Genomic DNA, 26,109 nt, shown 5'->3' on the forward strand with positions numbered 1-26,109 from the left:
AGGCATTCATCCTTCCGCTTTTAGCTCTAGCAATAGATCTCTTAATTCTGCTGCTTTTTCAAAATCAAGCGCTTTTGCTGCATCTTTCATTTCCTTCTCGACGTTTTCGATCACTTTTTCTCGTTCTTTTTTGCTCATTTTTGACAACTTTGGTGCTGCTTTTGTTTCGTATTCTTCCGAATCCTCATGTACTTTTGTTGCCTTGATCACATCTCGAATCTTCTTATGGATCGTTTGCGGAGTGATACCAAATTTCTCATTATACGCTTCTTGCTGCTCACGTCTCCGCTTTGTTTCTTGTATGGCAATGTCCATTGATTTCGTCATATTGTCTGCATACATAATCACTCGGCCTTCTGCATTTCTTGCAGCACGGCCAATCGTCTGGATGAGGGATCTTTCTGAACGTAAAAAGCCTTCTTTATCCGCATCTAAAATCGCCACGAGCGACACCTCTGGAATATCCAAGCCTTCTCGAAGAAGGTTGATCCCTACAAGCACATCATATTTTCCGAGACGTAAATCACGAATAATCTCAATCCGTTCTAGTGTCTTAATTTCTGAGTGCAGATAATTGACCTTGATTCCGATTTCTTTCAGATAATCTGTCAGATCCTCAGACATTTTCTTCGTTAAAGTCGTCACAAGCACACGCTCATTTTTCTCAACCCTTGCATGAATTTCCCCAATTAAGTCATCGATTTGTCCTTCAATCGGGCGGACTTCAATGATTGGATCAAGCAAACCGGTTGGACGAATAATTTGTTCCACAACCTCTGGCGTTTTCTCAAGCTCGTATGGGCCAGGTGTTGCAGATACATGCACAATATGGTTAATGTGCTTTTCAAACTCATCAAATGTGAGTGGTCTATTATCAAGTGCTGACGGCAGACGGAATCCATGATCAACAAGCACTTGTTTTCTTGCCTGGTCCCCATTGTACATGGCGCGAATTTGCGGGATGGTCACGTGTGACTCATCGACAACAATCATAAAATCATCCGGAAAATAATCAAGCAATGTGTAAGGTGTTGAACCAGGCGGACGTAGGGTGAGATGTCTTGAGTAGTTCTCAATCCCTGAACAAAAGCCCATCTCTCTCATCATCTCTAGGTCATACCTTGTCCGCTGCTCAAGACGCTGTGCTTCAAGCAATTTCCCGTTTTCACGAAGCTTTTCCAACTGTTCCTCAAGCTCTTTTTCAATATTAATAATCGCTTTTTCCATCTTTTCTTCTCTTGTGACGAAGTGAGATGCTGGGAAAATAGCAACGTGGTCACGATCACCGAGAATTTCTCCAGTGAGAGCATCTACTTCACGAATACGTTCAATTTCATCACCGAAAAACTCCACTCTGATACAATGCTCATCTCGTGAAGCAGGAAAAATTTCAACGACGTCTCCTCGAACTCTGAAGGTTCCGCGCTGAAAATCTATATCATTACGAGAATACTGAATATCCACAAGCTTACGCAGCAGCTGATTTCGTTCAATTTCCATTTCAGTTCGTAAAGACAGCACAAGCTCTCTGTATTCTTCAGGAGAACCTAAGCCATAAATACAGGACACACTGGCAATGATGATGACATCTCTCCGCTCAAATAATGAGGATGTGGCGGAGTGCCTTAGCTTATCGATCTCATCATTAATGCTGGCATCCTTCTCAATAAATGTATCAGTTTGAGGCACATACGCCTCAGGCTGGTAATAATCATAATAACTCACAAAATATTCGACAGCATTATTCGGAAAGAATTCCTTAAACTCGCTGTATAATTGTCCGGCAAGTGTCTTGTTATGCGCAATGACAAGGGTTGGTTTGTTCACTTCTTTGATCAGGTTGGATACAGTAAAGGTCTTTCCCGTACCTGTAGCACCTAACAGCGTTTGATGCTGTTTCCCCTGATGGATGCCCTCCACAAGCTTTTCAATGGCTTTTGGCTGATCCCCTTGGGACTGATAGTTAGAAACTAATTCAAAGCGGTCACTCACATCAAAGCCTCCGTTTCGTTACGAAATCTATCTAATGAATATATTATCATAAAAGAACACAAAAATACGAACTAAAGTTCGTGTCTGACTTGATTTTTATTTCCAATACAACCATACCCTCTCTGCCATGGCTCATAACCCTCTAAAGAAACCTTCCTTTCAGTATGGAACATTTTGGAGTGAGATATTCGATCAGCAGAAAAACCACAAAAAAGAAAGCTGCACTCACTAGAATCGTAAGCACAGCTCCTGTATCAAAAACATTTTCTTTTCATCAAGAGGGATCACATCAATGATGTTTTTCAGCCTTCTCTCTTTTTTCGACTTCTTTCTTGGCCATAAACAATGCCCCGGCCACTAAAGAAATAATATCTAATCCTACGATAAAGTAGGTTTCTGTATAGCCTTTCATATACGAAGCAAATAAAAGCGCTGCTGTTAATGCAATGCCAACGTAATGATTATAAGTAACCTTTGAAAATAAAATAACGAGCAAGAAAGGAAAAACAAGTGCAAATATGGCTTTTGTAATCACAAAAACCCTCCCTCTACATGGTCTACTCCCTTGATTATAGTAAAGATTGGCATAATGAACAATTCACAGTTTTCGATTTCTCCTTTTTTCTTCATGTTCGGAGACTTTTGTTTTAGAAATAGAAGAAAATTAGTGAGATTGTCCCCTTTATAAAGATAGGTCTTTCCGACTTTGACAATAACATCCAATCAATCCTATGATTAAAATGATAGTGCGCACTATCATTTTGAAAAATAGAGAAACATACAAACCATTGGCTATTTGGATAAGGGGGCATTCCCATGTATTCAGTATTATTTCATGCGGCTGAAGAATCCGCATCACTCGCAGGGGCAAAAGGCGTGAATTTAATTAAATTAAACAATCACGGACTGCCAGTTCCAGATGGATTTATTATTAAAACCAACAGCTTTGAAAGCTTTCTTTCATATCACAATTTCCATCCAACTGATCAAAACCTTGCCCGAAAAATCACAGAAGCTTCGTTTCCTTCACAAATGGAGACAGAATTACTTTCATCCTTTCAATCATTGTTGAAAACATATCCATCCGTTGCAGTGCGATCCTCTTCTGTTGCGGAAGATCTCGAAGGCGCCTCCTTTGCAGGTCAATACGAGACCTATTTAAATATCAAAACAAATGAAGAATTCTTGCAAGCCGTCAAAGAATGTTGGTCGTCTTACTTCGCAGCAAGAGTCACAGAATATAAGGAAGAGATGATTGAGAACGAGGAAGAGATGCCGCTCATGGCTGTTGTTGTACAAGGATTGATCCATTCTGACATCTCTGGTGTCATCTTTAGTGAGAATCCTGTATCAGGAAAAACAAACGAAGTCATGATGACTGCAAGCTATGGACTAGGAGAAGCCATCGTCTCCGGCCTTGTGACGCCAGATACATTTATTGTAAACAAAGAAACGTACTCTATTGAAAAATCACTAGGAACAAAAGAAGTGCAAATTGTTCCCTGTCAAGAGGGCGTCATTGAACAACCCGTAAGTGAGGAGATGGCTGGCCAATTTTGTCTTCGAGATGATCAATTGATCCAAATCACGAAAATGACAAAACAAGTAGAAGAACTTTATGGACATGGAGTAGATATCGAATTCGGCATGTCAAACGGTACTTTTTATTTACTTCAAGCAAGACCGATTACTGCTTCTTTTTCCAATACAGCAAATGGCTCCTCAGGTGCAGCCTTTCAAATGAAACCTGAAGAGCTGCAAGACTTCTGGATCTCAATGGACGATCATATGCCTGGACCCACAAGTCCTCTTTTTTCAAGTTTGATCATACCTGCTTTAAAAAACGGGATGAAGAAAAACGGAGAGAAGTATCAAGTGCCAGACCTTAATATTAAAGATATCAAGCTTTATAGAGGACATCTGTATTCTTCACCGTCTATGCCAGAAGCGTCAGCTGAACCAGTTTTTGACGAGAGTCTATTCGAATTGTTTCCTCGTTTAAGCGAAAGAATGTATCGCATTTTAGAGCAAAACTTGTTCCCATTATACGAAAAGCTTGATCGGCAAATCACTCAATCGCTGACAATTGATGAAGCCATTAATGGCTTTCAAGAATTAAAGGAGATTTATCTAAGAGCGTATGACGACCATTTTGACATTGTCATACCTCAAGTCATTCTATCAGCGATCATTGAAGACATGCTTGTCTCATATGCTGGCGATCAAACACAAGTCGTCCTGTTGCATGAAATGATGATAGGTGTGATGAACAAGTCTCTTGAAACAGATCAAAAGCTATTTCACTTGGCAAAAGACGTCCTTCAAGATTCGGAGCTTCTTCAGGCATTTACAGATCATTCAGCGAATGCTGAACTATTATATGCACTCAATCATACAGAAAAAGGGAAAAACTTCATTTCCAAAGTAGAAGATTTTCTCCAAGTCTATGGTTGGCGGTCTGTTAAAAGCCATGATTTCACAGAGGAAACATGGGTGGAAAATCCTGAATTTGTCTTGGACATCATTAGAAACAACATTCGGTACCAATCTGATTTTGATGAAGAATTTGCACAAGCCGTGATCAAAAGGCAAGAAACGTATGAACAGTTTATCAGTCAAGTGACAGATGAAGCGTTTAAAACAAAATTTGAAGAACTTTATCATTTTGCACTCCATGCAGCCAATATTCGAGATGATCATCACTTTTACATTGATGCCATGTTAGATGCAAAAGCGAGACTCTATCTCTTAAAAATTGGTGAACTTCTTGTTCAAAAAGGAGCGATCCCTCATCAAGAAGACCTTTGGTATCTTTACGATGATGAAGTACTCAATGCGCTCACAACTTTGACCACATACGATTCGATCATTCAGCAAAGAAAAATTGAAATGAAGGAAAATGAATCCATCCAACCACCAGCTTATACAGGAACGCCTTCTGAAGCTGAATTACAGCAAGTAGAAAGAATGCTCGGTTCGCTAAGGGAAAATGAAAACAACACAGACGATGCAATCTATGGAATTGGTGCATCTAGCGGCATTACTTCTGGAAGAGTCAGAGTCATTACATCTGCTGATGAATTTTCACAATTTGAAAAAGATGACATTTTAGTTTGTAAAACAACGACACCTTTATGGACCAGCTTATTTAGAGACGCAAAAGCAGTCATCACCGATTCTGGCGGCATTTTGTCCCATTCCGCTATTATCGCTAGAGAATATATGATACCGGCTGTCCTAGGTACACGGATCGCAACTGAAAAACTAAAATCCGGTGACCTCGTGACAGTAGATGGAGCCAATGGGCGTATCCAGTTATTAAATCAGCATTCACGGGCATAGTCGTCACTGTTTGAATCATATTGGCGGTCACAGATTTTATCGGTATACTTACTTTGTTGCAAACACATTCATAACCTGAGGTGAGTATGCTTGTTAAAATCAACAAATCAACGGATCATTCGCGCAACAATGGAATTATTGTCTGAAAAGGGCTATCAAAAAACAACGACAAAAGAAATTGCGACAAAAGCGAATGTAAGTGAAGCGACAATTTTTCGTAACTTTAAAAACAAACGCGGCGTGATTGCTGCCATTATGAAAATGAAATCAACACCGACCAAAACCCTTGAAGCAGAATTTAAAGACGATTTATACACCGATTTAAAATTTCTCGGTAGCTATTTCCTTGAAGATTTGACTTCAAAAAAAGAATTTATCTATATCAGCATGAGAGAACCCGCTATGTTTAAAGATTTAACAGACCATGAAAAAATTTATCCTCAAGAATTGAGAGACATGCTGATTCATTATTTCAAAAAAATGGGCGCTCAGCATCGTGTATTAGAAGGAAAAGAAGACATCTATGCAGATATATTTATTAGCACGTATTTTGGCTTTTTCATTCAACAGCTAGAGCAAGACATTCAGCTTGTTTTAACAAAAAAAGAAGACTTTATTGAGACATGCACACACATTTTCATGAGAGGAATTTCCCCCACTTAATTGGGTGAAATTCTTCTTTTTTACAAAGGTGGTAAACACATTGAATCTTAAAAAAGAGAACTTGATCATTTATTCTTTGCTGCTTGGAGCTATTTTAGTTCCAGTCAATTCAACCATGATCGCAGTCGCTCTATCATCTATATCAACTTATTACGATCAATCCATATCAAACATTACTTGGGTGGTCACGATTTATCTAATTGTCATGGCAGTCACTCAACCTATTGCGGGTAAGCTGGGAGATATATACGGCCACCGCAGCATGTATTTAGCTGGTGTGATACTCTTTTTGATTGGCTCCATTGGATGTGCTTTCGCACCTAATCTTGCTTTTCTTATTAGCTTCCGATCAATTCAAGCGGCAGGCGGAGCTATATTAACGCCGAACAGCATTGCTTTAATTCGTGCAACAGTATCACATGAAAAGCTTTCTAAAACTATGGGTTTTTTCGGTTTTGGAGCGGGAATTGGTGCCGCACTTGGACCTTTTATCGGCTCTATTCTCATTCAGAGCTTTGACTGGCATTCCATTTTCCTAGTGAATATACCATTTTTGATTCTCACACTTGTGACAGGCGTTTTTATGATTCCGAAGATGAAACATACACGTTTACAAGCCAATGTAGATATCATCGGTTCGTTATACTTAACAATCGGGATCGCCACACTCATTTTGTTTACTAAAAGCCAAGTATTAAACGAATACATGATCTATGGCGTTCTAGCGGTCATTTCCATTCCTTTATTTTTCAAACACGTACGGAAAGTTACAAATCCCATCATTGATTTGACATTATTTAAAAACAGTGCCTTTACGAACGCTAACCTTTCTATCATGCTTAGTAATTTTGTGATGTACGCGATTCTTCTCATTATGCCGCTGTTTATGGAGCAAAAACTCGCGCTTTCTCATACACAAAGCGGGATTTTCCTTTCGATCTTTTCACTCTGTATGTCTATTAGTGGATTACTCGGGGCAAAGCTCCATCCAATAAAAGGTGCCAAAAAAATGATTCGATTTTCATTTCTCTGTCTTACTTTATCCGGTGTTATGCTGATCACACTAAGCAGCTACCCAAATTTACCACTCCTTATCATCACATTAGTCGCTGGGGGGATCTCATCAGGTATTGGCATGACTAGCATGCAGATGGCTTCTTTAACATCTGTTGATCAGAGTTTATCTGGTTCTGCATCTGGGATTTTTTCTACCTTTAGATATTTCGGAAGTATCATTTCATCTACTTTAATTGGTATATTAAGTGGTTTTCAATCTTTATTTATCGTATTAATGGGCGCAGGTATTCTTGGTTTCCTCCTCTCTCATCGTCTAAAAACGAAATCCACTTCTCATTCATCTGAACACTCTGCTTAACGACTCCCTTCGCTCTATTTAGGGCGGGGGAGCTATGATTATTTGTTACTGTAACCAATTATGAATACAATGATCAAACTGTGAAAATGATCTTTTACTCATGAAAAAATGTCATATGAATAAACGAAAAAGAAATTTCAGCTTTCATTTACCTCTACTTCCCCACCTAAAAACTTCTTTTCATTTCTTCCAGCATTCATAACTTCGATTTTTTTTCACAATTTTTGTGTTATGCTTTTTGAAAATAGAGCACCAAAGGAGCAGAAGGATGAAACGAGTGAAATATTTTTTAATATGCTTGTCAGTTCTACTATTTTTCCTAGCAGGCTGCGGAAAAGACCAGCAATTTACGCCCCCTGGCAGCTCTCAATCAATTGCTGTCATTTCTCAACTAAAAAAAGCCTCCTTTTCAATCGTTGATTTACAAAAAAATAAAATTGTCTCTTCCGTTGATTTAAAACATCCTCTCACTGATCTTGTTCACATCAACAAAGACGTGATCATTGCATCAAGTAAGGAAGGACAATCTCTTATAGAAATCAATTTAAAAAAAGGAACAGCAGCGGACTATATGGATGTGAATAAAGGTCTGACTTCACTCGCGTATGATGCGGATACCAACACTTTACTTGTGACCGATTCAGAGAAAAATGTCGTTTATTTTATCGATACAGTGCACAAGAAAATAAAAGCAACTGTGAAGACCGGGACATTACCCTCTTCTATGGCGTTGTCTTCTTCTGGAACGTTGTTTGTTTTAAATGCAAAAAGTCATTCTGTTTCAGTCATTGATATTGAAAAGAAAAAAAAGATACGAACGATTTCCGTCCTAGAACGGCCATCTGGCATTCATTTTGATGGGCATTCCATTTGGGTTGGAGGACATGGTAAACCGGGCACATTAAATAAGAGCATTTTTGCTTACGACCCTAAAACAGGTAAAAAACAGCGAGAAATCAAACTAGGTGTTATGCCAGTCGCATTTTTTTCAGAAAAAAACTCTTCTACTTTATATGTATTATGTCATGGAGACCATACACTATATAAAGTAAATACCGATAAAAACAAACTACTTTCCTCTGTTGAGACCGGTCAAAATCCGAATTATATCACTGCTGATTCCTCATCTATATATGTCAGTAACTTAGATGACAATTCAGTATCCGTCATTGACAAACATACATTTATGTTGAAGAACCGACTGAACATCCCAGCAGGACCTTATGCTATCATGTTGGAGGAAAAGAAATGAAAGAACAGATGAATATTTTAATAGTAGATGATGAATTAGATATGCTTGAGTTAATCGGATCCTTTTTGCAGAGACAAGGCTTTCACGTGATAACTGCAAATAATGGCACGGGCGCCTTACATCAGCTTGAAAAAGAGGCCATTGACCTTGTTGTATTGGATATTATGATGCCAGATATGGATGGATTCGAAGTCTGCCAGCGCATCAGGCAAACCTCCCAAATCCCCATTTTATTTTTAACAGCTAGAAGTTATGAAGAGGATCGCATTAAGGGGCTGGAAATTGGCGCAGACGACTACATCATGAAGCCTTTTAGTCTACGTGAGCTTGCAGCTAGAATTGAAACGACATTAAGACGAATTAGAGGTCTTTCTTTAAAGCGCAGTCGAATCATGATTGGTGACTTGGAGATCGATCAAGACGGCAGACAAGTCTATCTCAAGCAAAAGCCCATCAATTTAACAAGAAGAGAATTTGATTTACTTATGTTTCTTCTGCTCAATCAAGGCCAAGTCTTTTCCCGTGAACAGCTCTATCAAAAATTGTGGGAATCACACTCACCTAGTGGCTCTTTAAGAACAGTCGATACACATATTAAAACACTAAGACTGAAATTAAAGGAAGCGGAACGGTATATTAAGACCGTTTGGGGTGTAGGCTATAAGTTTGAGGAGGACAAATGAAGCCATTATCTATTAAAAGGAAAGTGCTTTTCTTAATCCTTTCCGTTATAGGCATCGTTGCTGCCTCAGCTCTTGCCCTGACTTATTACTTATACCAGCACTTATATATAGATAAACAGATTGACTCTTTAAGTTTACAAGGAAAGAAGCTGGCAGAAATCTATCACAAACACGGGAAAGACACGTATTTTACTGACAGAATGAAGTGGGCAAATGACTCAAGTCAGGCAAGTGTTATTTTTACTGATGATCCTATGGAGCTTTCAAGCGGTATTCCTTTCGATACGAATACAAACGATAACCTCATTACGTTTAAAGAACGCCAAAAGCTTCTTCAGGGGAAAACAGTTGTGTTAATTAGAGAACACCCCCAGTTTCATCAAGATATTCTCGGGATTGCCATCCCTGTGTTCTCAAACAAAAATGATTTATCAGGAACCATTTTCCTCTCTATGCCTTTATCTGATGTGTATGAACCGTTTGTTCAAATTCGATTAACGCTTGGCATCTCTATTTTAATTATCCTGCTTTTGATTTTCTTTATTGGATATAAAAGTTCTAATAAAGTCGTAAGGACGATCAATCAAATGAAAGAAATTGCAATGGAAATGGAATCTGGTGATTTTTCAAAACGCATGGCTGTGACCAAAAAAGGGGATGAGCTAAATCAGCTGAGCCGTTCCTTTAATAAACTGTCCTCTACGTTAGAAAAAGTTGAACAGCATCGCAGAGAGTTCCTTGCTAATGTCTCTCACGAACTGAGAACGCCTTTAAGTTATATGAAAGGCTATGCCGAAGGAATTGAAGAAGGCATTATTGATCAAAAGAAAGGCATGCAGATTATTCAAGACGAATCCACACGATTAAGCAGGCTCGTACATGATCTTCTTGATCTCGCGCAGTTAGAGGGGGAATCTTATCCACTAACGATGGAACCAATCGTCTTTGCGCAGCTTATTCATGATGTTCTTGATCAAATGACATTCATTACTAGTCAAAAGGGAATCTCGTTCAACCGAGAACTCGAAGAAGATTGTATTATTTATGGTGATAGCGATCGACTTGAGCAAGTCGTTCGTAATTTATTGGACAATGCCATCCATTACACGCCATCAGGAAAATCGATTTCGATTGAATTATTCGTTCACCAACAAACTGCTGAATTGAGAATCACAGATGAAGGCAGCGGAATTCCAAAAGGAGATCTCCCTCATGTTTCTGAGCGTTTTTATCGAGTGAATAAAGCCCGCACAAGAAAAGATGGCGGCTCTGGTCTTGGACTAGCCATTGTTTATCAAATTATAAAAAAACATCGTGGCACGTTCGTTCTTCAATCTGAACAAGGCCTAGGTACGACCGCTGTTATACAATTACCAAGTGCAGAGAGCACTGAAACTCCGCCTGTCTCCTCATAAAATAAGATGACATCTTAAACAAAACAGCTCTTTTCTAGAGCTGTTTTTATTCAACAGAAAAATAAAGAATTGGCCTTTTTTTATTAACAATTTATTCATATTTGCTTGTTACACTTTTTTCAAGTTAAGAAAAAGGAGTGACAAGCTTTTGATTAGACGCTTTCAGAAATTTGATCTTTATTTATTTTTCATATTGATTTTATCTGCCATTTTAAACATTTATAACATTTGGAACGACGATACGGTGAACGCTTATTATACAGCGGCGGTCACAAGTATGATGCAAAGCTGGCATAATTTCTTCTTTGCTTCGTTCGATCCCTCAGGTTATGTCACGGTGGATAAACCACCGCTCGCCTTCTGGCTGCAAACGATCAGCGCCAAAATTTTTGGCCTGCATGGCTGGAGTGTGATCTTACCCCAAGCTTTAGCTGGCATTGGATCTGTTTATTTAATCTACCGCCTAGTCAAACCTACATTTGGCCTGGCTGCTGCAAGAGTGTCAGCACTCATTATGGCGTGTACACCAATCGCAGTTGCTGTATCTCGTACAAATAACATTGATAGCTTACTCGTCTTTATTCTTTTACTCGCAACAGCCATGATGTTCAAGGCTGTGAAACAGCAGAAAGTGCTTTGGGCGATTGCTTCTTTTGCAATGATCGGTGTCGGTTTTAATACAAAAATGCTACAAGCGTATATGATTGTACCGGCTCTCGTTCTGTTTTACATCATTGCCTATCGAACGACATGGAAGAAAAAGTTGTTATCGCTGATGATTTCAATGATTGTTCTTTTAGGTGTATCTGCTTCATGGTCTATAGCGGTTGATCTCACTTCCAAAGACAATCGTCCTTATATGGGATCAAGTCAATCGAACTCAGCACTAGAATTAGCCTTTGGTTACAATGGTCTGCAGCGGTTGACTGGTCAACAGTCTGGCGGAGGCGGCACAAATCAAGGTGAGGGACAGCCACCTTCACAGCAGGGTGATCAGCAAAATGACAATGATTCATCCACCATGCCTCAGCCGCCATCAAATGGAACTCAAAACAACTCAGACAATTCAAACCAATCATCCAGTCAGGAACAGCCTTCAATGCAAGGACCACCAAGCAATGCAAACGGCACAACACCACCTGATATGCCTTCAGGCGGTAATGGTGATGGACCGCCAAATGGCGGGGGCGGAAAAATGGGAAATGGTTCTGGCATGTTTGGAACAGGAACAAAAGGGCCATTACGTCTGTTCCAATCTGAACTGTCCGATCAAATCAGCTGGCTGCTTCCATTTGCGCTCTTCGGTGCGATTGGTATCTTCTTCTCGACAGCCTTTGAAAGAAGACGCCTCAATACAAAACAAAAAGAAACACTATTTTGGTTAGCTTGGCTTATACCTGTTGCTGCATTCTTCAGTGTAGCTGGATTTTTCCATCACTATTATTTAATCATGCTGGCACCGCCAATTGCTGTCTTAGCAGGAGCCGGATGGGTGTCTATGACTCAATTGTTTCAAACGGGAACTGGCTTTAAAAAATGGCTACTGCCAATTGCGATATTCGTCACAACCGCATTTGAAATCTTTATCCTATCCACATTTACAAGCACAATCGGTCTTGGATTAAGCATTGCAGTCGGTATCATTGGTATTGGAACGATCCTTTCTCTACTTTTGATAAAAGGAAAAGAAAAACTAAAACAATTCATGTCTCTCATTGCCATCCTTGGGATGCTGATCGCACCCCTATACTGGGCAAGCACACCTCTTCTTTACGGAGGAAACAGTATGCTGCCAGAGGCTGGTCCTCAGCTTGCAACTTCAAGTGGCAGCATGAGTTCACAAGTCAATGAAAAGCTGATCAGCTATCTTGAGAAAAACAATACGGGAGAAGAATTCCTATTCGGGACAACAGATGCAACCACTGCTTCGCCTTACATTATTAAAACAGGAAAAGCTGTTATGGCATTAGGTGGATTTAGTGGATCTGATAACATTCTCACGCTTAATGAATTCAAACAGCTCGTTAAAGACGGTAAAATCAAATACTTCTATCTTTCTGGTATGAGAGGCGGCAGCTCTGACATTCTCACTTGGATTCAAAAAAATGGCAAAGAAGTATCTGCTTCTAAATGGCAGAACAGCTCTACATCCAAAACGAATCAGCAAACAGACAGCTCAGACAGCCAACAATCAAAACAAAATGATCAGTCAAATGGACGAATGGGCGGAATGGAGAGCGGTACTCTTTATGAACTATTCGTTGATTAATTCATCTATTAAAAGGGAGGAACGATGACTGATGGAAAAGAACATACAATACTCTGTTGTAGTCCCAGTGTATAATGAAGAACTTGTGATCCATGAATCGTATCAGCGCCTCAAGACCGTCATGGATTCGACGGGAGAAGCATATGAGCTTCTCTTCGTCAATGACGGCAGTATGGATCGAACAGCTGAACTGATTAAAGGGTACTGCCAGACCGATCCGCATGTGAGACTTATTGATTTTTCTCGTAACTTTGGGCATCAAATTGCCATTACAGCGGGAATGGATTATGCAAAGGGAGAAGCTGTCGTAGTGATTGATGCGGATTTACAAGATCCACCTGAATTGATTTTAGACATGATTGAAAAATGGAAGGAAGGCTATGAGGTCGTATACGCGGTCCGCACGCAACGAAAAGGCGAAACAGCTTTCAAAAAGTACACGGCTTCCCTTTTCTACCGAGTGCTACGTCAAATCACCGAAGTAGATATTCCTATTGACACCGGCGACTTTAGATTGATGGATCGTAAAGTGTGTCATGAAATGAAAAAAATACGCGAGAAAAACCCATTTGTCCGCGGATTAGTGAGCTGGGTTGGCTTCAAACAGATTGCGGTAGAATATGTTCGGGATGAGCGGTTGGCAGGAGAAACAAAGTACCCTCTCAAAAAGATGCTCAAGCTCTCGATGGATGGGATCACATCTTTTTCTTACAAACCTTTAAAGCTAGCCAGCGTGGCAGGTATTGCCCTTTCAGCTATTGGCTTCATTTCGATGTTTCTAGTTTTATATTTAAAGCTTTTTACAAACAGCACCATCACCGGCTGGAGTTCATTAATTGTCATTCAGCTATTCTTTAGTGGGATCATCCTCTTTATGTTAGGCATGATTGGGGAGTATATCGGCCGAATCTACGATGAAGCCAAGGACCGGCCGCTTTATATCGTCAGGGATAGCTATGGCCTTCAGGCAAAGCCACATCCCGTTCAATCCCCTGTCCACTTCAAGCAATATAAACAGCATTAAAAAAAGCGTGCGAGACCCTTCAGAAGGTCCTGCACGCTTTTTAATAAATTAGACGGCTGTTTCAAACCGTTTTCTGTTAATAAAGAAAGATAGTGTAATGATTAAATAAATGCCCATGGTGACCAGCGTTTGAACAATTGGTGTATTGAATACAACGCCGACAAAAATGGCCATGATCGCAATAACTGAAAACCACGTTGTGAAAGGATACAGCTTCACGCGATATCCGCCTGGCTGTGCGACGCTTCGAGATTTCAAATGACCGACGGCAATGATAAACCAGATGAATAGAACTGTGTAACTTAAAGAGCCCATTAAGTAATTAAACGTTTGACTTCCTACAAAAAGAGAAATCAATACAGCTGCATACAAGGTAGATGTACATACAAGGATGGCTCGAACAGGCACCTGCTGTTTTGACAGCTTGGAGAATCCTTTCCATACACGGCCATCCATTGCCTGTGTATAAAGCACCCGTGATGAAGCATACAAGCCAGAGTTCATAGAAGACAAAATCGCTAGTAAGATAATACCATTCATGATGTCACTAGCATACGGTACTCCGATTGTTGCAAACACTGTCACAAATGGACTTACTTGCTCATTGTTGACTTGATTCCAAGGGATTAAGCTGACAATGATAAAGAACGGTAGTACATAAAAACCGATGATGCGTACAAACGTACTTTGAATGGCCTTTGGGATGACTTTTTCAGGGTTTTTTGTTTCTGCTAACGTGACCCCAATCATCTCCGTCCCACCATATGAATACACGACAACCAGCATTGCTGCAATTAATCCGCCAGTACCATTTGGGAAAAATCCACCGTGATCCGTTAAGTTAGACAATCCAGGTGCTGCATGCTGTCCGAATGAGACAAATAGCATGGTAAATCCAATGATAATAAATAAGATGATGACAGCAATTTTAATAGAAGCCAACCAATACTCTGTCTCAGCAAACATTTTGACTGAGCAAACATTAATGATTGTGACTACAAGTGAAATGATTAACACAAGCATCCAGATTGGCACTTGTGGGAACCAGTACTGAATAAAGATGGCCGACACAATCGCTTCTGCTGCAATGTTCAGCACCCACATCTTCCAATAAATCCAGTCTAAGAAATAAGCCGGATACTTTCCTAACACAGGTTCAATCAAGTCACGGAATGTTCTTGCTCCAGGTCGTGCAACGGTCATTTCGGCAAGTCCTTGCATAATAAATAATAAAATAAGACCACCAATCATGTATGCCAAAATGACAGCAGGACCCGCAATATCAATGGCAGAACTACTTCCTTTAAACAGACCAGCACCGATGGCACCGCCAAGCGCAAGCATCATAATATGCCTTGATGTCATTGTTCGTTTTAACTGCACATGTTCCTTTTCCATTTTCTATAGCTCCTTTAAATTTGAATCTTCAGACAAATATGAGATAAAAGCATATAAAAAGGCCAGCCATCTCCCGGAAGAGACGACTGACCTTGCAACCGCGTTACCACTCTTATTGATTCAGCCATGGCTGAATCCAACTTAAAACCCGATAACGGAGGTCACACGTAAAGACTTACTATTCATTCAGTCTTACCGCTCTTTGAGCGAGTTCAATGATTCGTTTTACTGCGTTGCACCGACCCGCAGCTCTCTTAAAAAACGGATGTTCATTTACTATTCTCAAGTCAAAGCGTTTATAGTCAAATTTGTATATTCGTCAAAGATTTTATTTTTTAAATATACTGACTAACCACGCAATTGTCAACAGCCTTTTTCAGACAAACAGCGATTAACGAATCCAAACAGCTACTTCATCCATCGGGCGACGTGTTTTGCCGCGTTTTGGCTCAGTGACACGATAACCAAAGGCTGCCATGACAGAGATGTCGTATTGACCATCCTCCAGTAACCCTTCTTCTTCTAAGATACGATGGATGTGATCGTAGCTAAATCCTTCCACTGGGCATGAATCAATGCCGATCTGTGCCGCAGCTGTCATCATGTTACCTAAGGCAATATACGTTTGTTTTGAAGCCCAATCAAATAATGTACGGTCATTTTCTAGTAGATGAAGATCGTTCTCTTGGAATTCTCTGTAGCGCCCCTTGACCATTTCAAACGTTTCGTCTGTCATTCCTTTGATTTGCTTGTTGATGTATTCTGCATATGCTGAATCATAGCGGGCATCTGTTCTTGCCAAGATGATCACAAAATGGCTGGCAGTTGGAAGCTGCTTTTGCGCCCCCCATGTATACTCTTTTAATTTTTCTCTGAATGCTTCATTTTGAACAACGAGGAACTTCCAAGGCTCAAACCCTACAGAGCTTGGAGAAAGTCTTCCTGTTTCTAAAATAAATGCAAAATCATCCTCTGGAATCTTTTTCGCTGGGTCAAACTCTTTTGTCGCATGACGGAATTCATACGCCTCAATGATTTCTTTTTTTAATAGCTCTTTGTCTCGCATATTATTCATCCTTTCTAATGAACAGGTGTGTTCCCACAATCCAATTTCTTTCCATTCCCTAATAGAAATTGTTATGATAGGAAAACAAACAACCCGAATGTGTGATGTCTATCTCTATGGTAAAAGAAAAGCTTCCATTGATTCAAGTACGCACATTTTTGTTCGTTAGGTACAAACATGTTCGTTTATGACCATTTTCGTTTAAGAAAGGAATGTTGAGATGAGTGCACCATCCAATCCAGTCAGTATTGTGAATCATGGCTGTCCCGTGTCTATCACTACAAATGTCATCGGAGGGAAATGGAAAGGCGTCATCCTTTATCATTTGACTTGCGGTCCAAAGCGTTACAACGAAATACGCCGGCTTCTGCCAAGAATTTCGCAGCGTGTCCTGACGTTGCAATTACGAGAACTTGAACAAGACGGGATTGTTCACCGTGAAGTTTATGAGGAAGTTCCTCCTCGTGTCGAGTATTCACTGACTTCTCTTGGAAATACGTTAAAGCCCATTATCTTTGCCATGCGTGAATGGGGCGAATCCTATGGAAGAGAAACGCGCCCAAAAGAAAAAAGCTGCCATCTCTAGCAGCTTTTTTTAAGATGAAATCGCCGTTGGCTCTTGCTGTGGATCGTCCTTCACAAACAAGATACCAAGCTGGTGATGCTCCCCTTCGTAAGAGGCGCGTTTCTCAAACCTTGTCTGACCATTGAGACCAATGATCTCGAGCTTTGTCAGAGCACGATTGGTTTGTAGTGCTTCATAAAATTCTGAAACGGTTTTGATCTCGATTCCATTGACCTTTGTAATAATTTCTCCGATCTCAAGCTTTAAATCAGCCGCAGGGGTATTCGGAATGATACCAAGCACCATAAGCCCTTGATTCCGCTTAGAGAAAAAGAATGGTGCAGCGTTGTCATTCGCCCTCTGCTTCCATGATAAAAAGGCTCTTCCTGCAATCGCTAGAACAACAGCTCCCCACGCAATCGGCTCAAACCAAATACTTGCCGCACCTACTGCAGCAACAACTAGACCGAGCATCATTATTCGGCGTGACGTAATTTGAATACTTACAATTGGCAGCGATCCTTGAATACGCTGGCCAAAGCCGATGATGTACGGGATCACAATAAATGAAAAGCTTTGATCGTGCACTTGAAGCACAGGCCACCATGGCAGAGAAGAAGTCCATTCACCTGCCGGCATCAGCAAAACAAGTGGTAAAAGCCACAGACGGTTTGCTCGCTGCTGGCCGATCAAAAGTCCTCTCGCACTCATCACCATTGCAGGCGATGTACGTAAATGCGCCGTTCGATAGGCTAAGATGCCTTCGGTCATTAACAGTAGCCCTAACAGGATCACAACGGCTGATGCATTCATCATTGAAAGCTGCGGCAGCCAAGAATGGCTCACTTGAACAGACATCAGTCCAAATGCCGCAATAAAACTGAAACCGAGTGTGTATGCAGACGAAAGCGCACTCGCCTTAAAGAATAAAGAGAAAACGATGGTCATCGCTGCAATCAGCACGATGAATCCAGGCGGAAGGGAAATCCCTAAGCCTACAGATATGATCGATAGACAAATTCCTGGAACCCATCCCTTTGAATATGTAAATTTCAGTTCATCGTAAACATCTTCTATTCTTGTTTGAAACGCTTTTCTCTCCCGCTTTACGCGGATGTAGCCATATAATAGGCTGATTAATATCATAAAATAAAAAAGAGGATGGATTAAAAACAGACCGACCGCTTTTAATCCGGCTCCCATCCACTCCGAGCTCATTATCGTTCACCGCCCAAGTCAAGCATTTTCTCTTATTCTATCAAATAAATCGATGCTTGACATCAGGTTTATTTCTCCTGATTCATCCAAAGTGTGACATTCGACAGTGAAAAATCTTTTAAATAGTGATTTACATCTACATCTAGTATGCCGCCGAGAAGCTGCATGGACCTCTTGATGTCGGTTAAGTTTATACCAAGTCTCTTATGATTATCCATTAAATAATTGAAGTATATCTCAGCACAGTCTTCATCGATCTCGTCGACTGATTCTACCGTTGTGTAATTGACCAAGTACCTGCTTAACAGCATGAGTAGACTTAATGCCTTTGTAGCCGAAAACGTCACATCTTTTGTACGACTCTTAAGCTCCTCTACCAACTCGTAATATTTTTTCTCTCTCACAATACTTGCCCTTTTCAATTGTGTACCCCCATTTACTAGTTCTTTTAAGAAAAGCGCAAACCTCGGTACAGCTCAATGCTTAAGCTGAATATCCGCAAAAAATAAAATATTTAAAATGAGTGCTACTTTTTATTGTAAGAATTATTTATGTAACATACAACTTTCAAAAGTTTCATTTTCATGACATGTTTAAATCAACAGAAAGTCTCTTATATAAATATGTTATCGGGTAAATTCGAAGGAATGTTATGTTTTTTGTAAAATAAATGAATATATTTCTCGATATAATATATTTTTAAGAATAAATTATTACATGTTCGTAACACTTATGAACCAAAAAAAAGAGGCATTTATTCGCCTCTTTATTTTTTGAGATATAGTGCTTTTAGTGCAGTTTGCAGCTGAAGATCATTCTTTTCATAAGATTTCACTTCATCTACCATCTTGTTCATCATTTTCGCTGTCTTTAAATCAATCACACCTGATTTATCGAGATTGTATGTGCTTTGAAATGCGAGTACAGCCTTTTTCGTTTCTTCGTCAAAATACCCATCTACTCTGCCAGGGTCGAATGATAAGCCTTTTAACAATGTCTGCGCTTGTCTGACTTCTTCATTGTTCATATCAAGCTGAAGCGGTTCTTTCAGCTGGAGCGGGCCAACGGTGAAGTAATCTGGTTGATGAATCGCAATGGTCGGCACAACGCCTTTTTTGTGAATCCAATTCCCTTTCGGTGTCAGCCACTTATACAGCGTTAATTTAATGTTACTCCCATCTCCCATTGGTACCGCCTGCTGCACAGTCCCTTTACCAAAGGAAACGTCACCTACCACTTCATACTTCCCTGCTTCTTTCATGGCACCAGCCAGAATTTCAGAAGCGGATGCACTTCCTTTATCAATTAAGACATTAACCGGGTATGGTTTTTGTTCTTTTCGTTTTGAAAAATATCGTTTTCGATCGCCATTCCGTTCTGCAATTTGAATATATGGCTGATCCTTTGTGATAAAATGTTTCAAAATGTCTTCCACACTTTGTAGATAGCCGCCAGGATTTCCTCTCACGTCCAGCACAAGGCCTTCCATGCCCTTTTTCTCGAGCTTATTCAAGCTTGCCGTGAAATCCTTCGCCGTATCTTCAGAGAAGCTAGAGATCGCAATATAGCCTGTTTTATGACCATTGACCTCTTTCATTGAAGCCGTTACGGTTTCAAGCGGGATTTCTTCTCGTTTGATATGGAATGTTAACTCTTTTTCAATTCCATTTCGTCTGATTTTCAAGGCGACAGACGTTCCTTTTTTTCCTCTTATTTTCAGTACAGCATCGTTTAGGCTTTTTTCTTTCATCGACTCACCGTCAATGCTGATGATTTCATCTTTCGGTTTCAGACCCGCCTTTGCCGCAGGGGATTTTTTAAAGGCAGAGACAATGATAATCTTTCCTTCATCCATTCCAACTTCTGCCCCAATTCCTTCAAATGAGGAATCAAGTGAATCCGAAAATTGCTTTGCGGTTTGCTTGTCCATGTATACTGAATACGGATCATTTAAGGTTGAAAGCATTCCTTGTATGGCACCTTCAAGCAGCTTTTGACGATCCACTTCCTCTACATATTCATTCGAAATGAGGTCATAGGCTTTCTCAATTTTCTCCATTCCGTTTTCCTTTGCTCGATCACTTGATTGAGCTTGTCCAGCCACTGCAGCAGCCGCTTTCGGTGACTCCGCTTGAGTCGCCTCTTTATGCGTCATAACCCCTGCACTGATGATGAGAATGACACTTGCCATGATGGATGCGATTTGTTTTTTCATATTTGGCCTCCTTCTTCAACTCTTCCTGATGACCTGAGTTATTATATGCCAGAAGAAGGGATTTCATGTAAAGACATTCTCCTAAGGAGGCTTGACTAATCATTTCAATAGGTGTAATTTTTATTTTGTTACGATCGAGAAGGAGTCTTCGCTATGTATATTATATTGACGATGCTTTTATTAGGAATTTTACTAGGGTTTGTAGGAGCTGGCGGGGCTGGTTTTGTCATCGCATTGCTGACGTTAATCTTTGATGTACCAATCCATACTGCACTTGGGACATCTTTAGCTGCTATGGCATTTACGACTTTATCTGGTGCATACAGCCACTACCGGGAAGGAAATATCCAGCTCAAATCAGGTTTGATTGTCGGTGCACTAGCTTGTATTGCTTCATTTGCCGGAGCAAAAGTGGCTCCTTTTATTCCAGAGGATAGCCTGCACTATTTAACAGCTGGTATGCTCTTTTTATCTGCTGTTTTTATGATGATCAAATTGTTTGTCCTAAAAGAAGATGCTGAACAGCAGCCGCTTTCTTCACGCCAATTGCTGATCAGGGGCATTATATTAGGCCTTGTATCAGGGATGCTTTCAGGGATGTTCGGTATCGGATCAGCACCATTTATTCAAGTGGGGCTTTTGATTTTGCTGAAGCTGTCTATTAGACAAGCTGTTGGCACAACGATGCTAGTGATTATTCCAATCTCTATTGGCGGTGGAATTGGTTATATTTCAGAAGGCTATGTTGACTTTATCCTGCTCGTTCAGATCTTAATCGGTACCGTATTAGGGGCTTTTATTGGGGCAAAATTTACCCGCCTTGCGCCGAAACTGTTATTAAAATCCGCTGTGCTTTTAACACCTATTATTGCCGGATTACTGCTGTTATTTTAATTTCATCTACATGAAAAAAGCCGATAACATGCTGTTATCGGCTTTTTGTCAGCGGATATATTGCGCTGGATTGACTGCATTTGATTTCGCGCCATTCCATAATCCTTTATGAATTTCAAAATGAAGATGCTGGCCATCTGATTGACCTGTGTTCCCCATATATCCAAGGAATTGACCTTGCTCGACTCTTTGACCTGTTGATACACTTCTTGTTGAAAGATGAGCGTATACCGTTTGATACGTTTGGCCATTGATGTTATGTGTAATGAACACCACATTCCCATAGCTCGTCGAATAGCTTGAGTTCGTGACTGTTCCAGATGCGGCTGCAACGACAGATACTGTGCCTCTAGCTGCAATATCTAATCCGTAATGCTGTCCGCCAGAACGTCCGCCAAAGCCTGATGAGAAACGGCCTGCAGCTGGCTTAATGAAACCGGAGCTGCTTGCTGGTGTATCTGACACTTGATCAGATCCTCCACTTGGTGCAGGTGCACTTTTTTCAGCAGCTGCTTGTTCTGCTTTCTTCGCTTCTTCTTTTTGACGGCGTGCCTCTTCAGACTTTACCGCCGCTTTTTGATTCGCTAAAATTTCTTGTTCATTTTCAAGCTTTCCTAGTTCATCATGTGCATGTTCTTTTTCTTCCGTTACATGACCAAGGACTTTTCCTTTTTCTTTTTGCTGTTTAGATAGGTCCTTTTTCAACGTTTCAAGCTCTTTCAAAGATGTTTCAAGTCCACTTAGCTGTTTATTTAGCTCTGCTTCTTTTTGCTCTACTAGCTCCAAATCATTTTCGTGTTCTGTAATCATGTCTTTATCTGCTTCGACGATGGTTGTAACAGCTCCCACACGACTGACAAAATCACTAAAGCTACGAGCACCTAGCAGCACATCTAAATAGTTGATTGTACCGCCACTTTTTTGCATAGAACGAATTCGATCTTTGAAAATCGCTTTTCTCTTTTCAATTCGCTCGTTGATGACTTCAATCTCTTTTTTTAGTTTTTTGATCTCTTGTTTCGTCTGTTTGACCTCTTTTTCTTTTTCAGCGACTTTTTCAGTTGCGGCACTTACTTTTTGGTCAATTTTTTCAATTTCTTGCTTTAGCTTTGATTCTTTCTTTTCAAGCTTTGCCAGTTCTGATTTCTTTTTCTTCAAGGTTGATTCAGTCTTCGATGTTTTCTCTTCAATTTGTTGACGTTTTTGATCTAGGTCTTCGTATGCGAATGCACGATTTTCGTTCCCTGGAATGTATAGCCACGTTGTTCCAATAAACGCTGCCATTCCAGCCATCATCAGCTTTCTTTTCAAAACGATATTCCCCTCCCATGACAACTGCCTGCATAAAGAGTCGACCGGATGAATTGGATCAACCGGTCACATCTTCTATAGAATCTTCGAGTGCTGCCATCAATATAAATAGATTTATACTTTCAAGAATTTACGGATGGACGTTAAACTTCCCCACACACCGATAATGGCACCGATCAATAGAAGGATCAGTGATACTTGATAGACAAACGGATTGTATGGAAGCATTGAAATAAATGAACCTTGTACCCTTGGCGCCACCCAGCCGACAGCATATTGATACGTGCCAAGCAATACAGCGATTGGTATAATCGAGCCAAATACACCAAGTAGTAATCCTTCGATGAAGAACGGCCAGCGGATAAACCAGTTCGTTGCACCTACTAGTTTCATAATCTCAATTTCTTTACGTCTAGCAAAAATCGTAATTTTGATCGTATTGGAAATCAAGAACATCGCTGTAAATAAAAGCCCAATAATAAGTGCGATGCCGACATTACGCGCCACTCCGACAACATTAAAGAGTCGGCTGACCTCTTCTTTTCCATAAGTGACTTTATACGTCCCTTTTAGGTTTTCTAATTTCTTCGCTACTTTTGGTGTATCGTGGGGATCTGTTGTTTTCACAATAAACGCATCATTCAATGGATTTTCTTGATCAACCAATCCCATAGATTGTCCATTTTCACCAAAGCTTTTAATCAGTGCTTTTAGTTCATCATCCTTGGATGAGTATTTCACATCACTGATTTCAGGAATCTTCTCAATTTCTGCTTTTAATTCATCCTGCTGCTTTTGATTCGCAGTTAAATCGATGAGAACTTTTACTTCTACTTCTTTCTCAGCGTTCGATGCCATGTTATTCAAGTTGAGCATAATGACAAGAAAAACCCCAACTAAAATCAATGTGACAGTGACCGCACTAATTGATGCAAATGTCATCCACGTGTTTCTTCCAAGTGAACGGAAGCTCTCACGTAAATGCCGCGAGAGAGTTTTAATCATAAATTCCGTACTCCCCTCTTGCTTCGTCACGTACAATCATTCCATCTTCGATTGCGATGACGCGTTTCTTCATGCTGTTTACAATCTCTTTGTTGTGTGTCGCCATGACGACTGTTGTTCCGCGGTTATTAATCTCTTCGAGTGTCTTCATGATTTCCCATGAAGTATCTGGATCAAGGTTTCCTGTCGGTTCGTCTGCAATGACAACCTCAGGATGATTGACGATCGAACGAGCGATCGATACACGCTGCTGTTCACCGCCGGAAAGCTGATCTGGAAATTGACGAGCTTTGTGCTTTAATTGCACCAAATCAAGTACCTCAAGCACTTTTTTCTTAATAATACTTGGCTGTTCACCAATGACTTCAAGAGCAAATGCCACGTTCTCAAAGACCGTGAGACTTGGAAGTAGTTTGAAATCTTGGAATACTACGCCAATTTCTCTTCTCACGTAAGGAATTTCTTTTTCCTTCATCGAGCCTAAATCTTTGTTATTAATTAAGATTTTTCCTTTGGTTGGCTTCTCTTCACGATACATCATTTTAATGAACGTGGATTTACCAGCGCCACTGGGACCAACAACATACACAAACTCTCCTGGATGGATAGAGACATTGATTCCATTGATCGCCTTTACACCATTAGGATAGATCTTATAGACTTCCTTCATTTCAATCATGTAATCACCTAATCTTTTCTTATTCGCTGTCAAACAGCTTATCATGATGTTCTGACACTTCTCGTCAAAAAACGTTATGTATGGTCACGCACATACCCTTCGATACGCACAAGCAATTTATGTCCTTTTCATCCAAAAAGATGAAAAAATTGAATCGTCTAAATTTCAACAACTCCAATTATACGTCATGAATCGACGCAATGGTATTACATTTATATTTCAAAACTTATAAATAAAAGGTAAATAGAGCAACCAAAACCGAAAAACATGTCTTTTTACCCTTATTTTTTAAATAAAATTTAATATAATACGTTTTCATACTATCCAAAAGTCTTTTTCTACAAATAGAAAATAAAAAAACCTTGTCGATTAGACAAAGGTTTTATTTTTTCTCTGCAAGCCATTTGGCGACTTCTTTTGCTTGTTTTTCATCTACCATTCCACTTGGCATAGATCCTTTACCGTTCTGGGCAATATCTGCAATTTGGCTTTCATTATATTTTTTCCCGACTTCTTTCAGGCTTGGGCCGCCTCCGCCAGATAAGTCTTTTCCATGACAGCCAATACAGTTTTGCTGATAAATCTCTTCACCACTGCTCACATTTGAAGCACTTTTACTGCCTTCTTTGTCACTGCTGCTTGAATTTCCTCCACAGGCCGCAAGTACAAAAAGCATAGCGACAAAAAGAAGCGTTAATCCGCTCTTTTTCATGTATTTCCCTCCCTTACAATCATTTGGTCAACGTTATTATATCCTTGTTTACGCCCTTTTAAAACCCTCACCCAGCACCTCTTTTGCATCCATGACGATGACAAACGCTGATGCATCGATCGCTTTTACCACTTGTTTCAACTTTGTGAATTGTGACTGCCCTACAACACACATTAAAATAGGCCGGTCATGGTCGGTGTACCCACCTACTGCTGAAATCTTCGTTACACCACGATCAATTTGATCAAACACCGCCTGTCTGACCTCATCCTCATGGCCCGTAATAATCATAGCCATCTTCGAGTGACTAAAGCCAGCCTGTACGACATCAATCGTCTTGCTAGAAATGAACACTCCGATCACAGCGTACAGTCCTTCTTCAATCCCAAAAACAGTCATGGCCGCCAAAACAATCAAACCGTCCATCATCGCTAAACAAGTACCTAACGTCAGCCCTGTATATTTATTGATGATTTTGGCCGCAAGTGCCGTTCCTCCCGTTGAACCATTGCCGAGGAAAACGAGCCCAATCCCGATCCCAATCACTACACCGCCAAATATTGCGGCGAGCAGTGCTTCATGGGTGACAGGAGCAATGTGTCTTGTTAAGAACACCATTAAAGGTAAAAAGACAGAACCAACGAGCGTTTTTACCCCAAATGTTCCACCTAATAAATAAAAGCCTGCGATAAAGAGCGGAATATTGAGACCCCATTGTACATATGCAGCTTCAAAACCGAATGACTGCATAATGGTACTGATTCCACTCACACCGCCAGCAGCAATCTGATTTGGTAATAATAACGTATTAAAGCCAACCGCTACGATAGCTGATCCTATTAAAATGAGTACATAATTTTTCACTTCAATCCAAAATTGAGAATGTTCCTGCTTCATGTCTTTCTTCCTCCGTTACTTCTGAATGCACACCTATTTTAAGCCCTCTCATTCGGATTGTAAATAACAGCCAAATGCAGTGCTAATGGATTAATACTTTATCACACAGCCGGATCAGCGTACTTGCCGTTTGG

General features: G+C 40.3%; 22 protein-coding genes and 1 other annotated feature. Of the genes, 10 read left to right on the forward strand and 12 right to left on the reverse strand.

Annotated features, from left to right (window positions below; genetic code table 11):
- Nucleotides 1–6: 6 nt before the first annotated feature.
- Both uvrB and ASG46_RS02395 read right to left on the reverse strand, forming a co-directional pair.
- The gene (uvrB, locus tag ASG46_RS02390; protein ID WP_056702891.1) at nt 7–1,992 is read right to left on the reverse strand and encodes an excinuclease ABC subunit UvrB; all 1,986 of its coding nucleotides are present in this window, start codon (nt 1,990–1,992) and stop codon (nt 7–9) included.
- 289 nt (nt 1,993–2,281) lie between these two features.
- Nucleotides 2,282–2,527, reverse strand: a complete 246-nt coding sequence (locus tag ASG46_RS02395; RefSeq protein WP_008348197.1) for a CsbA family protein — start codon at nt 2,525–2,527, stop codon at nt 2,282–2,284.
- Between the two features lie 281 nt (nt 2,528–2,808).
- Here ASG46_RS02395 and ASG46_RS02405 point away from each other — a divergent pair, with 281 nt between their 5' ends.
- From ASG46_RS02405 to ASG46_RS02440, 8 genes are all read left to right on the forward strand, one after another.
- Complete coding sequence (locus tag ASG46_RS02405) at nt 2,809–5,334, forward strand: PEP/pyruvate-binding domain-containing protein (RefSeq protein WP_056702897.1); 2,526 nt, start codon at nt 2,809–2,811, stop codon at nt 5,332–5,334.
- 90 nt (nt 5,335–5,424) lie between these two features.
- A complete protein-coding gene (locus tag ASG46_RS02410; RefSeq protein WP_025208046.1) occupies nt 5,425–5,997 on the forward strand; it encodes a TetR/AcrR family transcriptional regulator in 573 nt (190 codons plus the stop codon).
- Between the two features lie 40 nt (nt 5,998–6,037).
- Entirely contained in the window at nt 6,038–7,372 is a 1,335-nt protein-coding gene (locus tag ASG46_RS02415; protein WP_035389643.1) for an MFS transporter, read from the forward strand.
- Between the two features lie 268 nt (nt 7,373–7,640).
- Nucleotides 7,641–8,624 (forward strand): YncE family protein, encoded by a 984-nt coding sequence (locus tag ASG46_RS02420; protein WP_035389645.1) that lies wholly within the window; start codon nt 7,641–7,643, stop codon nt 8,622–8,624.
- Nucleotides 8,621–9,307 carry a response regulator transcription factor gene (locus tag ASG46_RS02425; RefSeq protein ID WP_024719907.1) on the forward strand — a complete coding sequence of 229 codons (687 nt, stop codon included), beginning with the start codon at nt 8,621–8,623 and terminating at the stop codon, nt 9,305–9,307. Before ASG46_RS02420 ends, ASG46_RS02425 begins: the two co-directional genes overlap by 4 nt.
- A complete protein-coding gene (locus ASG46_RS02430) occupies nt 9,304–10,722 on the forward strand; it encodes a HAMP domain-containing sensor histidine kinase (protein WP_046526817.1) in 1,419 nt (472 codons plus the stop codon). Before ASG46_RS02425 ends, ASG46_RS02430 begins: the two co-directional genes overlap by 4 nt.
- A 148-nt stretch (nt 10,723–10,870) precedes the next feature.
- Nucleotides 10,871–12,991, forward strand: a complete 2,121-nt coding sequence (locus ASG46_RS02435) for an ArnT family glycosyltransferase (protein ID WP_056702900.1) — start codon at nt 10,871–10,873, stop codon at nt 12,989–12,991.
- A gap of 31 nt (nt 12,992–13,022) precedes the next feature.
- Nucleotides 13,023–14,015: a glycosyltransferase family 2 protein gene (locus tag ASG46_RS02440; protein WP_056702903.1), complete on the forward strand. Its 993-nt coding sequence runs from the start codon at nt 13,023–13,025 to the stop codon at nt 14,013–14,015.
- A gap of 48 nt (nt 14,016–14,063) precedes the next feature.
- Here the strand turns inward: ASG46_RS02440 and ASG46_RS02445 are convergent, their stop codons facing one another.
- On the reverse strand, nt 14,064–15,413 hold the full coding sequence (locus ASG46_RS02445; RefSeq protein WP_008348215.1) for an amino acid permease: 1,350 nt from the start codon (nt 15,411–15,413) through the stop codon (nt 14,064–14,066).
- 75 nt (nt 15,414–15,488) lie between these two features.
- Nucleotides 15,489–15,713, reverse strand: a binding site (T-box leader).
- Nucleotides 15,714–15,804: 91 nt separating this feature from the next.
- On the reverse strand, nt 15,805–16,479 hold the full coding sequence (locus tag ASG46_RS02450) for an NAD(P)H-dependent oxidoreductase (protein WP_045033987.1): 675 nt from the start codon (nt 16,477–16,479) through the stop codon (nt 15,805–15,807).
- A gap of 220 nt (nt 16,480–16,699) precedes the next feature.
- Between ASG46_RS02450 and ASG46_RS02455 the strand changes: the two genes are divergently transcribed.
- The gene (locus ASG46_RS02455) at nt 16,700–17,065 is read left to right on the forward strand and encodes a winged helix-turn-helix transcriptional regulator (protein ID WP_017357877.1); all 366 of its coding nucleotides are present in this window, start codon (nt 16,700–16,702) and stop codon (nt 17,063–17,065) included.
- Between the two features lie 9 nt (nt 17,066–17,074).
- Here the strand turns inward: ASG46_RS02455 and ASG46_RS02460 are convergent, their stop codons facing one another.
- From ASG46_RS02460 to ctpB, 3 genes are all read right to left on the reverse strand, one after another.
- On the reverse strand, nt 17,075–18,262 hold the full coding sequence (locus tag ASG46_RS02460) for a PDZ domain-containing protein (RefSeq protein WP_056702907.1): 1,188 nt from the start codon (nt 18,260–18,262) through the stop codon (nt 17,075–17,077).
- 68 nt (nt 18,263–18,330) lie between these two features.
- Nucleotides 18,331–18,684, reverse strand: coding sequence for a swarming motility protein SwrAA (locus ASG46_RS02465; RefSeq protein ID WP_007500014.1), 354 nt, complete (start codon nt 18,682–18,684; stop codon nt 18,331–18,333).
- Nucleotides 18,685–19,028: 344 nt separating this feature from the next.
- Nucleotides 19,029–20,477 (reverse strand): carboxy-terminal processing protease CtpB, encoded by a 1,449-nt coding sequence (gene ctpB, locus ASG46_RS02470; protein WP_056702908.1) that lies wholly within the window; start codon nt 20,475–20,477, stop codon nt 19,029–19,031.
- Between the two features lie 153 nt (nt 20,478–20,630).
- Here ctpB and ASG46_RS02475 point away from each other — a divergent pair, with 153 nt between their 5' ends.
- Entirely contained in the window at nt 20,631–21,371 is a 741-nt protein-coding gene (locus tag ASG46_RS02475; protein ID WP_008348223.1) for a sulfite exporter TauE/SafE family protein, read from the forward strand.
- A gap of 48 nt (nt 21,372–21,419) precedes the next feature.
- Here the strand turns inward: ASG46_RS02475 and ASG46_RS02480 are convergent, their stop codons facing one another.
- The 5 genes from ASG46_RS02480 to ASG46_RS02500 all read right to left on the reverse strand — a co-directional run bounded on the left by ASG46_RS02480 (nt 21,420) and on the right by ASG46_RS02500 (nt 25,975).
- On the reverse strand, nt 21,420–22,682 hold the full coding sequence (locus ASG46_RS02480; protein WP_056702910.1) for a murein hydrolase activator EnvC family protein: 1,263 nt from the start codon (nt 22,680–22,682) through the stop codon (nt 21,420–21,422).
- A gap of 114 nt (nt 22,683–22,796) precedes the next feature.
- Complete coding sequence (gene ftsX / locus ASG46_RS02485) at nt 22,797–23,687, reverse strand: permease-like cell division protein FtsX (RefSeq protein ID WP_024719915.1); 891 nt, start codon at nt 23,685–23,687, stop codon at nt 22,797–22,799.
- On the reverse strand, nt 23,680–24,366 hold the full coding sequence (gene ftsE, locus ASG46_RS02490) for a cell division ATP-binding protein FtsE (protein ID WP_008348229.1): 687 nt from the start codon (nt 24,364–24,366) through the stop codon (nt 23,680–23,682). Before ftsE ends, ftsX begins: the two co-directional genes overlap by 8 nt.
- Before the next feature lie 382 nt (nt 24,367–24,748).
- The gene (gene cccB, locus ASG46_RS02495; protein ID WP_007500002.1) at nt 24,749–25,078 is read right to left on the reverse strand and encodes a cytochrome c551; all 330 of its coding nucleotides are present in this window, start codon (nt 25,076–25,078) and stop codon (nt 24,749–24,751) included.
- Nucleotides 25,079–25,126: 48 nt separating this feature from the next.
- Nucleotides 25,127–25,975, reverse strand: a complete 849-nt coding sequence (locus ASG46_RS02500) for a YitT family protein (protein WP_007500000.1) — start codon at nt 25,973–25,975, stop codon at nt 25,127–25,129.
- Nucleotides 25,976–26,109: the final 134 nt, after the last annotated feature.

It is taken from the genome of Bacillus sp. Leaf49, assembly GCF_001426125.1.
GTDB classification, from domain to species: domain Bacteria; phylum Bacillota; class Bacilli; order Bacillales; family Bacillaceae; genus Bacillus; species Bacillus altitudinis.